The 15,494-nt window shown below is 56.7% G+C and carries 11 protein-coding genes and 2 pseudogenes; 7 read left to right on the plus strand and 6 right to left on the minus strand.

Translation table 11 applies throughout. The features are described 5' to 3' along the window. Positions 1–325 precede the first annotated feature (325 nt). The 3 genes and pseudogenes from BGI01S_RS27720 to BGI01S_RS27730 all read left to right on the plus strand — a co-directional run. Positions 326–571 (plus strand): annotated as a pseudogene (locus BGI01S_RS27720) (transposase); the annotation flags it as partial. Between the two features lie 615 nt (positions 572–1,186). After that, positions 1,187–1,396 (plus strand): tyrosine-type recombinase/integrase, encoded by a 210-nt coding sequence (locus BGI01S_RS27725; RefSeq protein WP_084585524.1) that lies wholly within the window; start codon positions 1,187–1,189, stop codon positions 1,394–1,396. A gap of 146 nt (positions 1,397–1,542) precedes the next feature. After that, a complete protein-coding gene (locus BGI01S_RS27730; RefSeq protein ID WP_042329611.1) occupies positions 1,543–2,703 on the plus strand; it encodes an IS30 family transposase in 1,161 nt (386 codons plus the stop codon). Positions 2,704–2,776: 73 nt separating this feature from the next. Here BGI01S_RS27730 and BGI01S_RS31475 read toward each other — a convergent pair. The 4 genes and pseudogenes from BGI01S_RS31475 to BGI01S_RS27750 all read right to left on the minus strand — a co-directional run. Continuing rightward, positions 2,777–3,026 (minus strand): annotated as a pseudogene (locus BGI01S_RS31475) (IS5/IS1182 family transposase); the annotation flags it as partial. Positions 3,027–3,193: 167 nt separating this feature from the next. Continuing rightward, positions 3,194–4,153 (minus strand): transporter, encoded by a 960-nt coding sequence (locus BGI01S_RS27740; RefSeq protein ID WP_217997663.1) that lies wholly within the window; start codon positions 4,151–4,153, stop codon positions 3,194–3,196. Between the two features lie 161 nt (positions 4,154–4,314). Then, positions 4,315–5,910 (minus strand): twin-arginine translocation signal domain-containing protein, encoded by a 1,596-nt coding sequence (locus BGI01S_RS27745; RefSeq protein WP_084585529.1) that lies wholly within the window; start codon positions 5,908–5,910, stop codon positions 4,315–4,317. Positions 5,911–6,229: 319 nt separating this feature from the next. Beyond that, the gene (locus BGI01S_RS27750) at positions 6,230–7,060 is read right to left on the minus strand and encodes a MipA/OmpV family protein (protein WP_052400534.1); all 831 of its coding nucleotides are present in this window, start codon (positions 7,058–7,060) and stop codon (positions 6,230–6,232) included. Between the two features lie 610 nt (positions 7,061–7,670). On the opposite strand from BGI01S_RS27750, the gene BGI01S_RS30430 reads away from it, so the two are divergent. The 3 genes from BGI01S_RS30430 (at position 7,671) to BGI01S_RS27760 (ending at position 10,817) form a co-directional block, all read left to right on the plus strand. Next, positions 7,671–7,952, plus strand: a complete 282-nt coding sequence (locus tag BGI01S_RS30430; RefSeq protein ID WP_157004279.1) for a hypothetical protein — start codon at positions 7,671–7,673, stop codon at positions 7,950–7,952. Positions 7,953–8,222: 270 nt separating this feature from the next. After that, on the plus strand, positions 8,223–9,017 hold the full coding sequence (locus BGI01S_RS27755; protein ID WP_084585526.1) for a response regulator transcription factor: 795 nt from the start codon (positions 8,223–8,225) through the stop codon (positions 9,015–9,017). A 354-nt stretch (positions 9,018–9,371) separates the two neighbouring features. Continuing rightward, positions 9,372–10,817, plus strand: a complete 1,446-nt coding sequence (locus BGI01S_RS27760; RefSeq protein WP_042329615.1) for an IS1182 family transposase — start codon at positions 9,372–9,374, stop codon at positions 10,815–10,817. Positions 10,818–11,270: 453 nt separating this feature from the next. On the opposite strand, the gene BGI01S_RS27765 is transcribed toward BGI01S_RS27760, so the two are convergent. After that, the gene (locus BGI01S_RS27765; protein ID WP_084585527.1) at positions 11,271–12,062 is read right to left on the minus strand and encodes a response regulator transcription factor; all 792 of its coding nucleotides are present in this window, start codon (positions 12,060–12,062) and stop codon (positions 11,271–11,273) included. A 251-nt stretch (positions 12,063–12,313) separates the two neighbouring features. Then, entirely contained in the window at positions 12,314–13,036 is a 723-nt protein-coding gene (locus BGI01S_RS27770; protein WP_174447454.1) for an IS6 family transposase, read from the minus strand. 632 nt (positions 13,037–13,668) lie between these two features. Here BGI01S_RS27770 and BGI01S_RS27775 point away from each other — a divergent pair. After that, a complete protein-coding gene (locus BGI01S_RS27775; RefSeq protein WP_167335684.1) occupies positions 13,669–15,405 on the plus strand; it encodes a hybrid sensor histidine kinase/response regulator in 1,737 nt (578 codons plus the stop codon). Positions 15,406–15,494: the final 89 nt, after the last annotated feature.

Below are 15,494 nucleotides of genomic sequence, written 5' to 3' on the forward strand. Positions count from 1 at the left end.
AAAAATGTGCAGCGACGGCGATCGATGCTATTCGGATGGAGGCGCACACGACCCGTTCCTGTCCGGACTGGATGATCATGTTGTCAAACGACACAAAGTTGACCGGGAAATTGACTTAAAGTCGTCCCATAGGCACATTCGGGAGCGCACGATAATGAAAAACCGTTACTTATCAACGCGTTGTCGAATAATTGACATAAAGTCGTCCTATTTAGCTGGACGGCTGATGCCTTCAATGACGACTTTTTGAGGCGATTTTGCCGATACTTCTGAGTTGAGTGCCACGCGGCAAGTTCAGCAGGGCGCGTGAGAGCCGGGTGCAGGAGACGTCATGCGCTCGAAGGTCGAACCGACGAAGGACGTCGCGCGATTGATTCGCCGACACTTCGACGGCATTGTTGCCCGGACTCAGATGCGCCAAACCAACGGTTTCATTGAGGCTATCAACGGCCTGTTTCAAGCCGCCAAACGCAAAGCACGCGGATACGCTCGCTTCGAAACCAAGCGTACGGTCCTGTTCCTCATCGCTGGAAAACTCAACTTCGCACGCTTTAATGAGCATGCCCGATGAGCCCCATTACCCACTCCGTTTTCAAAAGAGCCGAAAATTTCGACAAGCGCGTCCACATGGATTCGCCGGCGGTGCTCCACTCGGGGCGAGACGTGAAGCGTGCTTCGGTAATGCCCTTCGCCTGCCAGAGAATCGGCGTTTCGTGTTCTTCTTGTTGATCATCACGGTGATTGTCACCTGCTGATTGCGGACAACGTGGTGCTGCCGGCTTTCTGTGCCAAGACGTACCAACTGCGTTCGGCCATCGATGTCCAGAACGGTGCATCAAAAGTCAGCGTTGGGATATCACTGGTACTACTAATCAATAGAGGGGCTTTGTCGGACACAGCGAAATATTTCACGGGAATTTTAACCGAAGTGAGTACGAGTGTGCGTTGCAGCTTCGGCGACCACACATGATGAAGCGTCTGCTTCGGCAGCCGGGAAACTGGCAGGGATTTGGGTGGGTGGATGGCGACTATTTCGGACCAGCGATATGGGTCCACTTTGGGTCAAATTCAGCAAAATGGACAAGTTTGTGGCAATAAGAATTGACGCAAAGTTGACCGGCGCTGCCCGCTGCGCCTTATAAACTGGTCTTTTGGGGGAGGACGACTTTGTGTCATTTGACAGCAGCTGGCCAGCACGTCCGCGCACGCGTTGCGGCACACCTTCGGCACCCAGGCGATCCGGCAGATGCCAGTGAACGTCGTGCAGGCCATTCTCGGCCACACCTCGCTGCAGACCACCTCGATCCATACGCGCGCCGGGCGCCAGAAGATGCTGGAAGCCGCTGAACGGTATTACTCGGCAGGCGGGGAGACGCCCGCTGCGACGGGCCGGTAAGCGGGCGTGTCGGGGTAACCTTCAGGGGTCGGACTTTTTCGTTCGCCGGGTTGTTTGACGGGCGTTTCGAATGTCGCCGATCGACTGCGGATTCAACCGGTCGATGCAACACAATCTGAACTGAGCGAGCAGCGGGAGTGTTGCAGATGAAGTACAGAACCCGGATTTATTACAGCGAGAGCCAGAAAGCGTTAATGTGGGAACTCTGGCGCAAAGGCGAATCGCTTCAGCATATTGCGCAGCTATTCGACCGGAATCATTCATCGATACAGGGAATTCTGGCGCAGACTGGCGGAATACAGCCGACACCGCGACGTCGCTCCAGACTGGCGCTGACGTTGGCCGAGCGTGAGGAGATATCGCGCGCGGTGGTAGCCGGCCACTCGATTCGTGCGGTGGCCAGCCGGCTTGGACGGTCACCTTCCACTATCAGCAGGGAAATCAGGCGAAATGGTGGTTCTCAAGGGTATCGGGCGAATCAGGCCGATGCACTTGCGTGGGATCGTGCCCGTCGCCCCAAGGAATGCAAGCTCGTCGGGAATCGGGAACTCACCCGGGTCGTGGCGGCCAAACTCCAGCTGCAGTGGTCGCCAGAACAGATTGCCGGTTGGCTCAAGCACTCTTACGCGGTCAACAGGGACTATCAGGTGTCGCACGAGACGATCTACCGGAGCCTTTATATACAGGCCCGCGGTGCGCTAAAGAAGGAATTGCTGGAGCATTTGCGCCGAACGCGAGCGATGCGTCGTTCCCGTCATCACACCATGAAGACTGACGACCACGGCAGAATCTGCGACGCCGTATCGATTAGCGAACGCCCGGCGACAGCTGACGACCGCGCGATACCAGGTCATTGGGAAGGCGATCTGCTGTTTGGCAACGCGAACAGCCAGATTGCAACTCTCGTCGAACGTCAGACCCGCTACGTCATGCTGGTGAAGATTGCCAGCAAGGATACAGAGACCGTCGTCAACGCTCTCATAAAACATGCTGGCAAGCTGCCTGAGGAACTGTATAGATCGCTGACCTGGGATCGGGGCAAAGAAATGGCTGGCCATAAGCGCTTCACTGTGGCTACTGACATCAAGGTCTACTTCTGTGATCCGCAGCATCCCTGGCAACGTGGCTCGAACGAAAACACAAATGGGCTTCTCAGACAGTACTTCCCTAGAGGTATCGATCTCTCTGGTTATTCACAGGCCAGACTTAATGCTGTGGCGAGGCGACTCAACGAACGTCCTCGAAAAACACTAGACTTCGACACACCAGCCGAACGATTTCAGCAAGCCGTTGCATCGACCGGTTGAATCCGCAGACCTAAGCGGACGTTCACGTCTCAATGCTGACATGCTTGCTCACTGCTGCAGACTGGTCGTTCGGCGAAGGCAGCCTACGCGTCAGAAAGTGTGTGTAGCCCGTTCGGTGCTTGAATGTCCCGAAGAGATGTTCGCCCGTCCGCTTATGTATCGTAGTCGCGTCCGCTGCCTTGTCGGGCTTGGCGTTGGACTGCTTCAGGCACCGACTCATGTTCCCATCGTTTAATTCGCCGATAGTGACTTGGCGTCCATTGTGACTTCATGGAACGCTGAGGACACGAGCGGCTCCAGTAACGACGCAGTGGAATGCCATGCCTTGGTCCTGATAGTTGTTGGTCTATACACCGGAGATCGTTACCGTTGTTTGTGGACAGAATCGGTCACTCGCGTCCGTCGCAGCCGACGAGTGCATCTTCTACGCAAAGCGGGAAACGGTACAAATCGGATGCTTACAGTCCGGTGCAGTCTCAGGCAAGCCAACTCACCAGAGTTGCCTGACGGTCAGGCGGACAGTTTGCGCCTCCGGTTGCCCGGCAGGTTTGGCCACTACACCTTCGTAATTAAGCACCAGGTCACCTCCGGGCCGAAACCGCCAACCCAGGCCTGCGCCAAGCCGAAGCGTATTGGCAGCGTTGTGCTGGTCGACGCCGTCGATACGGGTCTCGCCGCCGATATTGTAATAAGCATCCGCCGACAGCCACAACGTCGAAGTCACGTTCCGGCTCGCGTGTCCCTCGATAACGAATAGTGGTTTTTGTGTAAGATCAGAAGCATTCCCCACGCGGTAATCCCCATTGGTCGTAAATATGGCGGCCGAAACATAGGTTTCGAGCCATGTGCGACCCTGGTCAGGCGTGTAGCTGTAGTTAATCGTCGGACGGAACGTCCAGCGGTTCGAACTAGGATTCAACGCGTTCGTCGGATCGTATTCCCCGAGTGGCGTACCGACAAAAAAATGAAAGCTAGAGTAAGTCTGCGGAACGAAGTACCGGAATTGTTCTCTCGTCAGCGCCGGGCCGCCAAATAGGTTGATCTGCCAAAGCAGAGCGATATCCGAGACCCCATGATTCGACGCACTGAATGCGTCGGAACTTGCACTCACGTGGCGATAAGGAAGAATCGCCGAAACACCGCCCGTTCGCCCCCAGTAATCCATGATCCGCGTGACAACAACCGACTGTGACAGGACGTTGGCGCGCGTGCTCGATGTCACGTCCATGCCGTCCTCGGGCGTCACCGATGTGGCGTAACCAGCATTGTAGGACGTCAGCCACGTGTCTACCGGTGCATTGAGGTAGTCACGCGCTGAACCGGCATGTACCGAGGCGGGAAGCATCGCAAGCATCGCTAGTCCGCAGGCTGCAGCCGCCATTTTGAAGCGCGCTGTGCCGGGAAATCCGGCAGACTGCCGGCTGGATTCCGCGTAAGTGGCAGTTGGCATGAGCAGACGGCGAACGGTGGCTGGGCGGCTGTGCAGTGTTGCCGCCAGGCCGCCTCTTAAGGAAACTCCCGGCTACGCGCCGGGTCGCGCCATCCCGCGTGACTTGTCCTCTTCACGGTACGGCTTTTGTTCCCCATGGGTTCACATCGGTCATTGCGAATTCAGGAGGATCGACTGAAGCCGATGTTGTCGTCGATCACCGCGCCCGGGCCCACAGGGACCCGTCCAGGGTGAGGCAACGCAAGTTTTTGGAAGACGATTTTGTCGTGCCAGACCTTGCGCAGGAAATCTTCAAAGACCTGAATGGTAAACTGCTCGCCAGGGCAGCGCCGGTAACTGAATCCAAATGGCGCGAAGCCCGCATAGTCGCAAACTGGCTTGGGCTTGCCATCCACCACGCCGAATACCGTGCCGAAACCGCTATTGGTCACGCCTACGTTCCGGCCGTCCTTGACCTCGAGCGTCGTGATATCGAACGGGCAACGGGCAAGACCTATCTTTTTGCATGTCTCCTCATTGATCTCGGCGCTTGTCGGTACGCTGCGATAGCGCTCGGGATCGAACTGGTCTGGATTGGTCCAATGTACCGGACTATGACTGGTGCTTGTATGCGGTGTGCTGACGTAGCTGTTGCGCTCAAATGGCAGGCCAAAGTGCGCGTGGGGAGATCCGCCGTAGAAGGTCGATTCTCGCGCATCCGTGATGCTCGAAACGCTTCCTCCATTGGGTGAGATCGTACGGAACAGCTCCATGATGAACAGTTCCAGCGGCGTGTACGGTGCGCCATTCGCGTTATCGTAATCACCGGACATTGTCTTCTGGAAGGCTGCCCGAACTGCCGCATCGCCGCCGGTTTCACTCAGCCTCGACATGATGCCGAAGATCGTATTGCCCCATTGACTGAAGGCTACGAAGTTGTGGAAGCATTCAAAAACGATATCCTTCTTGCTGAAATGCTCACCATTGCCGGCATTTTTTAGCCAATACCATGCCATTGTCTTTTCAGCATTGGGCGCTCGCCCCGAGCCGATGTCCTCAACGTGCTTGTCGATCCATTGTTTCAGGAAGTCGAGATGCTTGCGCACCAGCATGTAGTTTTTATAGACGATCGGCTGGGACGGGTCGCGATAGGCGAGGACCGTATTGAATGCTTCACCTATCTGCCGGACCTCCGTCGGAATGGCGTCACCCTTTACGCCAAGGTGTAAATCCCAATAGACGTCGAAATAGTAATCCAGATAGTGCCGCATAAAAGGCTTGCCGGCGAATTTCGGCGCCATGAGCTGGTCGAAAAAGGCAGTGACCTTGTCGCCATACATTGGCCGGTACAGATCCGGTGTGACGGCGGAGAAGTAGATGCGTTTGCGAAGGTTATTGTCCCCACGCTTTTCCAGTCCCTGCAGGAAGACCGTGACACCCTCCTCCGGCGTGGGTTTCCAGTCCTTGTAGATCAACCCCCAAAGATCGTGCGGAAGCGCGTTTTCCTTGCTGAAGTTCAGGTCGATCATTGGAAGAAGTGGCCGCTCGCCTTCAAACAGACTGGTCAGGAAGAAAGGAACGACAGCGTTCTCAACATAGGTGCGGTCAAAATTCGCTGGAATGGTCTTGCGAAAACGGGCCAGTGCCGCGCCAATGTGATCTGGCTGATAACCACCCCCATCCGCTGTCTGCGCTTCAGCGACTCCGCTGCTTCCTGCCGTTGCGCCGGCGGCCAGGCCCAATGCTGCAGTACTCTTCAAAAATTTACGCCGTTCCATGTCGGTGCTCCGTATATGACTTTCTGCGAAATTAGAGAAAGCGAACGTCCACTTCATGTTTTCGGCCTACGACTCCTTTAAGACAAGATCAAACCAGGAAAAAACGCAGCGAAGGTATTGGCGCGAACGTGCTCACCAGTACGGTGCGCACTTCAGCGAGAAAAGCCATATGCCTTGCCTCAACGTTGTAGCTGATCAAGAGCGCAGCCTGGTCACCCTGCGAACCTCCAGTGGGCCCGGATTTCTAAACACACAATAGGAGCAGTTCATCGATCCGGAAGAAAGAAGAATAGATAAAACTAGCTTCTAACTCACAAAACTAAAACAGATAACTGGCGAATAGCCCATAAGTCATCTGATTCGTCTTCTCCGTAACGGGACTGTCGGTTGCATCTCCATGCAGCCATGCGGCCGTAATACTCGCGCCGACGTTCCAGTGGGTCGCGAACCGGTATGTCGCGCCGACCGAAAGGCGAAACTCATTCAAGCCTGATCCGGCCGAAAAGGGCGGCAAGCCGGAGCGGGCGCTTTGCTCAGAATTCACGCCGAAATATGTTTCATTGTACTTACTACTAGCCCACGTCAGTCCGGGTCCGGCGGTGAGCGTCAGTCCAGCGGTGGGTTCGTATTTGCCCATCACGTCGAACGTCGCGACGGTTCCGCGATCATTGCCGGCGATGTCGGTCAGCACGCTCGCGCGCGCCGTGACAAACTGGTAGGTGTAGACGACGAACACCTCGGCGTGCGCGGTCCTCTTAACGTCACCGAGCCCATTCAGCCGGGGATCCTCCGATTCCCTTCGCGGTTCGATGAAGTCATAGGTGATGGCGGCGCCCACACGCCAGTTGTTGTCACGATAGAGATACGCACCGAGTGAGAGCAGCGATGCGGCATCTGCATTCGCGCCAACAAAGAACCGATCGTAACTGGCGCTCACTAGCGGCACCGCTTCCCACTTCGTCCCGCTCGCGCCAGGGAATTTAGGCATGTTGACGACCCCCATGCCCATGGAAAAACGCCACGGAGTGGACGCGCCCGCAGCGGCTGCGCCGCCCTCCGGGCCTGACAGCGCATACAGACTTTGGGAAAGACCCAAGGTGTCGTCCGCCATCGCGCCGGGCGAAACAAATGCCAGGCCCGTGCCGGCCAAACATGTAATCGCTAGACAAGTAGCTGTACGCTTCATTCGTGTTCTCCGCAGATACGCGAACGCCTCGTGACCCATCGGTTTTTACCACCGATGTCTTCGGGATCTATCCGGCGAATATCTACGACCTTTCCGTCGTTCGTCATCGGGGCTGACCGGCATGCCTCGCCCCCATAGTTGAGATAGCGTAGCGCTTCGAACCACGATTCCCGGCGGCCGTTCCGCATGTTGCATAGGATCGTGACGCAATCACCGAAGTGCCGTTCGTCATGTGTGGGGGACCCAAGCACTACCAAGTGCTCGCCTAACCTGCGCGTCGTATTCCCGACAGTCGGCCGCAGTATGCGCTTCAGACATCGCGACGGTGCCGCTGACGCCGCTGGTCCGTATCAGGGTTCTCGACTTGACGGAATGCGCCAATCCCCCTCCCGCGGGCGGCGGCTCGTACCTGTTGTCAGGTCGTTTTTTCATCAGCTTTTTCGTCGTTGTCGAATCAGCTTAGTAAGCCCGCGGCAATAGATCAAGAACCCTATCTTCCCCAATACCATAACCGATAACGCCAGCGTGGGTTTGGTCATTGGAGCGTTGCACGCGGTTGCGAAGATTTGGCGGCGTGAACCCGTTGCTGGCGGTGACCGCATTGAGTGCGACATCCGAACGGGTGGTACCGCTCAAGGCCGGCTTTGATCAATTTTTTTTAAACCGGCCCGACTTCCATCATCTTGGCTGCAATAGCGCCCCGCCCAGCCATTTGAAATGGGAACGTCTTGCGGAGATCGAAAACGGCGTTGAGCGATTGCTTTTCGGGGGCGGACATATCGGAGTCGATAGACTAACGTCGGCAAAGGCCGATGACGCGACGCCGGCTTTGGGCGATCGAATGACTGTTTGCTGAATGAAGCTGCCTCCTGAACGTCCGGGCGACGCGTCGGGCGAAGGTCCCTTCATGGCCGTGTACCGAACTCTGCGTCAGGCGAGCTCGCCGGGCTTAACTGACTTCCCTGTTCCTGTTGCTCCCCAGGCCCCATTGTCAGCCGCGCTCCGTCCGCGCACCAAGATTCGCTGGCCCTACTACTGCGCCCGTTAAAAGTTCCTACAATTAAGTTAGCTGGCGCAGGTTGTACCGGCCCTGGCTTCACGTGCATCGGAAGCCAAAGGGGGAACCATGAGAATTGCTCTGCTGGAGGACGATCCCGCTCAGGCGGCATTCGCGATCGAGGCGATGACCACGGTCGGATACATCTGTCGCCAATTTTTGAGGGGGCGTGAACTGGTCCACGAACTGCGGCGGCAGACATATGACCTGCTGATGCTGGACTGGATGCCTGACATGTCCGGAGACGAGTTACTTTGCTGGGTGCGGCAGGGGCTGCACGCGCACATGCCCGTGATCTTTGTGACGGATCGCGGCCATGAGTACGAAGTGGCGTCAATACTTGATGCTGGCGCCGATGATTACATCGTCAAACCCGTACCTGCTGTTGTGCTGGTGGCGCGCGTTGCATGCGTACTGAGGCGGGCATACCGAACCAGTCCCGCGAACGGCAGGGCGACCTTCGCCGAGTACGAATTCGATTCGCGAGTAAAGCAGGTTTGGAAGAGCGGCGTACACATACCACTGACACAGCGGGAGTTCGCACTCGCGCTCCTGCTGTTCCAGAACCTGGGGCGGCCGCTGTCGCGCGAGCACATTCTCGAAGTGGTTTGGAGCCAGCGTGCAGAGGTTTTGTCGCGCACGATGGATACGCACATTTCGTGGCTGCGGACCAAACTCGAGCTCCGCCAGAAGAACGGGTACTGTCTGGCGCCCGTCTATGGCTACGGTTATCGTCTCGAGCAAACCAGCGACACCAGTGCTGCTCGCCGGGAAATCCAACTGGAGCAGCCGGCACGCGAAACCAATGTCCGACACATTGATCAAGGCAGGTCAAAGCGCGATACAGTACGCGCGTCTGCCTGACAAAACATAGAGGTTGCGCTTAGAAACCGTGGCTATCCCGAGAGGGACGCGTGCACTCGAAGCAATGCGGAACGCGCGATGTCTCGAAGACAGATCCGAGTCGAGCACGTCTCGCCGGTGGAATGAACTTGCTTGCGCTATCGGCTGAGGCGCAACGTGCACACGCCAGTCACAAGAGTCCGGAGGTGCTCGGCCTGTGCCGCCGCTTTACATTCACCGGCGCTCACGGAAGCTGTCGCGTCCTTCCTGGATCACGGCTTCGACGCGATGATCTAAAGGCAGTTCACGACCGAGCTTGTGTGAAAACGCGCTGATCGCCTAAACTGGATTAACTCATTCAGCATGGGTGACCGGATGAAGCGATTCATAGAAGGTGAAGATCGCAAGCAGGTGACGCTGCTTCCAGAGTGCCTTGATGACTTCGTCGCAGAGGACAACCCGGTCAGGATTATCGAGGCGTTTGTAGAAGAGCTTGACCTCGCATCACTGGGCTTCGATGGAGCAATGCCGTCGCCTACAGGACGCCCGTCCTATCATCCAGCAGTGCTGCTGAAGATCTATATCTACGGCTACCTGAACCGGGTTCAATCGAGCCGTCGCCTGGAACGCGAATGCCAGCGCAATGTTGAGTTGATGTGGCTTACGGGCCGACTGGCTCCAGACTTCAAGACCATAGCCGACTTTCGTCGTGACAACGGCGTCGGCATTCGCAACGTGTGTCGCCGCTTCGTGATGCTGTGCCGTGAGCTGAAGCTGTTCTCGCAAGCGCTAGTCGCCATTGACGGCAGCAAGTTCAAGGCAGTCAATACGCGGGATCGCAACTTCACCGAGGGTAAAGTCGACAAGCGCCAGAAGCAGATCGAGGAGAGCATCCAGCGGTATCTGAACGCGCTGGAGACTGCCGATCGTACGCAACCCGCGGAGATCGAAGCGAAGACGACTCGATTGCAAGATAAGATCGCGCGCTTACGCGAGCAGATGCAGAACCTCGATCAGATCAAGGAGCAACTCAAGACGCAGCCTGATGGCCAACTCTCGATGACTGATCCCGACGCGCGCTCCATGGCGACGAGCGGCAAGGGCTCGGGAATGGTGGGCTACAACGTGCAGGTGGCCGTTGACGCCAAACACCATCTCATCGTGGCTCACGAGGTCACAAACTCTGGCAGTGACCGGGCACAGCTTAGCCCCATGGCAAAAGCTGCGCGCGACGCGATGGGCAAGACAAGGCTGCGGGCAGCCGCCGATCGTGGCTACTACACCGGAACTCAGATCAAGGAGTGCGCGGATGCGGGGATCGCGGTAATGCTGCCGAAACCGACGACATCAAGCGCTAAACATCATGGTCGGTTCGATCGGTCAGACTTCGTCTACATTGCCCGGGACGACGAATACAAATGCCCCGCTGGTCAGCGTGCAATTTACCGCTTCACTGGAGAGGAACACGGAATGCAACTGCGCCGCTACTGGAGCAGTGCGTACCCGCAGTGCCCAATGAAATCCAAATGCACACCAAGTTCTTATCGGCGGATTACCCGCTGGGAACATGAGTCTGTGCTGGAAGGCGTTCAACGTCGGTTGGACAAAACGCCAGACGCAATGAAGATACGCAGGCGAACGGTAGAACATGTCTTCGGAACGTTCAAGCACTGGATGGGCTACACGCACTTCCTGACGCGCAGGCTGCCCAATGTAGGTACCGAGATGAGTTTAAACGTACTCGCCTACAATCTCACGCGAGTGCTGAGAATCCTGGGCTTCAGGAAGACAATGAAGGCGATGCGGCTGGTGGGTGCGTGAGCACCCGCAGGTCCCGAAATAAAGCCCTTAGACTCGCCTGGAACGCATCAGAGAGGTTCACCTTCTCGTTGGCGTCGTGATAGCTGCGAAGGCAGTCAAACGCGCCGCAGGGGTCGGCGTCACGCGTCGCATTGCAATGCCATCGGGTTTCCACACAACCTGGGTCGTGAACTGCCTTTAGATCATCGCGTCGAAACCGGGATCCAGGAAGGATACGACGGCTTCCGTGAGCGCCGGTGAACGTAAAGCGGCGGCACAGGCCGAGCACCTCCGGACTCTTGTGACTGGCGTGTGCAGGTTGCGCCTCAACCGATAGCGCAAGCAAGTTCATTCCACCGGCGAGACGTGTTCGACTCGGATCTGTCTTCGAGACATCGCGCGTTCCGCATTGCTTCGAGTGCACGCGTCCCTCTCGGGATTGCCACCTTTTCTAAGCGCAACCTGTATGTTTTGTCAGGCAGACGCGCATACTGTATCGCGCCTTGACCTGCCTTGATCAATGTGTCGGACATTGGTTTCGCGTGCCGGCTGCGCCAGTTCGATTTCCCGAGCAGCACTGGCGTCGCTGGTTTGCTCGAGACGATAACCGTAGCCATAGACGGGCGCCAGACAGTACCCGTTCTTCTGGCGGAGCTCGAGTTTGGTCCGCAGCCACGAAATGTGCGTATCCATCGTGCGCGACAAAACCTCTGCACGCTGGCTCCAAACCACTTCGAGAATGTGCTCGCGCGACAGCGGCCGCCCCAGGTTCTGGAACAGCAGGAGCGCGAGTGCGAACTCCCGCTGTGTCAGTGGTATGTGTACGCCGCTCTTCCAAACCTGCTTTACTCGCGAATCGAATTCGTACTCGCCGAAGGTCGTCCTGCCGTTCGCAGGACTGGTTGGGTATGCCCGCCTCAGTACGGATACAACGCGCGCCACGAGCACAACAGCAGGTACGGGTTTGACAATGTAATCATCGGCGCCAGCATCAAGTATTGATGCCACTTCGTACTCATAGCCACGATCCGTCACAAAGATCACGGGCACGTGCGCGTGCAGCCCCTGCCGCACCCAACGAAGTAACTCGTCTCCGGACATGTCAGGCATCCAGTCCAGCATCAGCAGGTCATATGTCTGCCGCCGCAGTTCGTGGACCAGTTCACGCCCCCTCAAAAATTGACGACAGATGTATCCGACCGTGGTCAACGCCTCGATCGCGAATACCGCCTGAGCGGGATCGTCCTCCAGCAGAGCAATTCTCATGGTTCCCCCTGTAGCTTCCGATGCACGCGAGATCAGGGCCGGTACAACCTGCGCCAGCTAACTCAATTGTAGGAACTTTTAACGGGCGCAGTAGTAGGGCCAGCGAATCTTGGTGCGCGGACGGAGCGCGGCTGACAATGGGGCCTGGGGAGCAACAGGAACAGGGAAGTCAGTTAAGCCCGGCGAGCTCGCCTGACGGTTGTGTCGCGATAAGGCGGTGAAGCGAAAATTTCTGCGATGAAAAGGAATCCTTACGCTACCAACGAATAGAACTGATCGACGGGGCTTCGGGTAACGCCAGCGTCGTTCATCTGGCCTTTGCTGATCATATGCATCGTCTCAATGCCGGACAGGATGATGCGTGCACACCGGAAATCCTTGAACCCCATCATCGGTTTGATGATGCGTTTGATGGCACGGTGATCCTGCTCGACGACGTTGTTCAGGTATTTGTTTTGCCGGACCTTGATCGGCGTTGAACGCCCGGCATTGAGCGCTTCAAGCGCAGCCAGATTCGCGCCGCTCCTGTCCACCGTAACTGTCTCGGGCTCGCCGTTATAGTCAATCGCCTTCTCGAAGTAGCGGCGAGCAGCGGCCTTGTCACGCCGGGCGCGCAGCAGGAAATCCACCGTGTTGCCCGCCTTGTCGACGGCACGGTACAAGTATTTCCATTGGCTTTTGACCTTGACGTAAGTCTCATCGACGCGCCAGCTCTTGCCGACAGGCCGTTTGCGATTGCGGAATGCCTTTTCAAACACCGGTAGCAGCTTGATGACCCAGCGGTGCACGCTCGAATGATCCACTTCGATTCCCCGTTCGGCCATCATTTCCTCGAGGTTGCGCAGGCTCAGCGAGTACGCCACATACCAGCGCACGCACAGCAGAATTACATCCAGCGGATAGTGCAGTCGCTTCAGTACCTTGCCAATGCCGGTGGGCAGCGTCTTGCGTGGCGTTTTCGTCATTGCCATCATGCTCGTCATGCTTTGGGATTCGACCAATTCTACTTCATCGCGTTAGCGCGATAGAACCCAATTTTCCGGTCAACTTTGTGTCGTTTGACATCAACGCACAGAAGGAAGCATGATGATAGGCTGCCCGGCCCTTACCGCAAACGATGCCGAGCGAAAGGCCCTGCTCAAGGCTGCGGGCGCCGAACGTCGTGGCGGGTGCAAGGCAACGATCGGCGCACCGGAGATAGGTCCGCAGCAGCCGCTCATGAATGCTGTCGCATGGCCGTTCCCACGCATTGTGGGTCGGGATGGTTTGCCCGTGAGCCCGATCTGGCGAGCGTCGCGTCTGGGCATTGGCTGATTGAGTCATCCTGGCATGCGGGTTGATTATCTGATCATACATTGCGACACTGGTGATCTAGACCGCAGCGTGAACATCGGTGTAAATATGATCGAGCCGAAGAGTCTAGACAAATTGTTTGGTGGGCGACATTTTGCTCGGGAAATCACCATTCTGGCCCAAGGGAACTCTCTTTAGAGCGTGTTTGCGATGGTAGCTTCGCGACAGACTTGGCCTGCTCGATTTTGTCACGGGGATGGCCGAGCCGGGTGTCATGTCAGGTGCCTCCTTTTGCAGGCTGGGGAACAACATCATGAGTCGAATTGAAAGGCAACCAGATTCCCCAAAGTCACTTGATATGCCAAACCCGACCAGCGAATGCCTCAACACGCCCTTTGATATCGCTGGTGTCGTGATAGAGAAGTGGCAGCGCCTTGTCGACCTCATGGCGGAACTCATTGGTGTCCCAGCCGGGCTAATCATGCGGCTTGTCGGAACTGAAATTCAGGTGTTGGTATCGAGCGACACAGAAGGGAACCCATATCCTCCGGGGAGTTCGACAACAATGGCAGGCTCAGGGCTATATTGCGAAACGGTCATAAGCAGCGGAAGTGAGTTATTGATTCCCAATGCACTTGCATCGGATCGGTGGAAAGACAATCCGGATACGGAATTCAACATGATTTCTTATCTGGGTTTTCCAATCCGATGGCCAGATCAGAGCCCGTTTGGAACGATTTGTGTCCTAGATTGTAAAGAAAATGCTTATTCGGAGAAATACATCCGCTTGGTCGCAGAGTTTCGCGATCTGGCTGAGTGCCATCTTCAACTGATTCACTCCGAATTCGTCGCAAAACGTGATCACCAAACCGTTGCGCAAATGGTCGTCGACTTAGGACATCAAAAGGAGATAGCCGAAGAGGCCAACCTCGCCAAATCCCGGTTTCTAGCTGCAGCCAGTCATGACCTGCGTCAGCCCGTCCATGCACTGAGCCTGTTTATCGGCGCGCTACGCAGCGTCCCGATGGACGCGAAAGGGCAAGGCCTGGTCGATCAGATCGAAGCGTCTGCGGACGCCATGGACAGGCTCTTTGCCGCTCTACTGGATATTTCCAAACTCGATGCCGGCATCGTAGAAGTCCTCCGCAAGCCATTCGCGATCGATGCCGTGCTTATCCGCGTCTACGACGACTTCGCGGGCGAGGCCGCTGCCAAGGGCCTGAAGCTCTCGTACGTGCGTTGCCGCGCGATCGTCGACTCCGATCCGATACTCGTCGAACGCATTGCGCGTAACCTGATTTCCAATGCGGTGCGCTACACCGATGCCGGGAGAATTGTCGTCGGGTGCCGACGCAGGGGCTCATCCGTCGCCATGCAGGTCTGGGATACTGGCCGGGGCATTCCGCCCGATCAGCAGCAGCAGGTGTTCCAGGAGTACTACCAGGTCGACAATCCCGAGCGGGATCGCGAAAAGGGCCTCGGACTTGGCCTCGCGATTGTCCGGCGCGTCGCCGACCTGCTGGAATGCGATCTGCACCTGCGTTCGGAACATGGGCGAGGATCGTGTTTCGAAATTTCGCTTCCACAGGCAAGCGAGGCTGCGATGCCGCTGAGCGAACCAGTTGACAAGATATGCATAACTTCCACAACAGGCTACGTGGTCGTCATCGACGACGAGAAGGCAATCCGTGCAGGGATGTCGGCGTTGCTGACCAATTGGGGTTACGAGATTCTGGCTGTCAGTTCGGCGGATGAAGCAATTCAATTTCTCGCCAGCTATACGGCGAAGCCGGATCTTTTGATTTGCGACCTGCGTCTGCGCGACGGTGAAAATGGCATTGAAGCAATCGAAAAGCTCCGCACCGAATACAACGAGAGCATCCCTGCGATGCTGATCACAGGCGACACCGTGGCCCGCCGTTTGCGTGAGGCACAGGCTCGCGAACTGCTGGTGCTGCACAAGCCAGTGTCCACCATCAAATTGAGAGAGGCGATAGTCAGACTTCTCTCCACCAGATCCGCACAACAGAAATCAAATACTGAAGTGTAGAACTGGCTGTCTTATTCACCGATCCCGTTTCATTTTAGCGGCCGAAGCCTTGGTTAAACCTGGCCGTCCTGATGAAACGCTGTCTAACC

The organism is Paraburkholderia ginsengisoli NBRC 100965 (assembly GCF_000739735.1).
In the GTDB taxonomy this organism is placed as follows: Bacteria; Pseudomonadota; Gammaproteobacteria; order Burkholderiales; family Burkholderiaceae; genus Paraburkholderia; species Paraburkholderia ginsengisoli.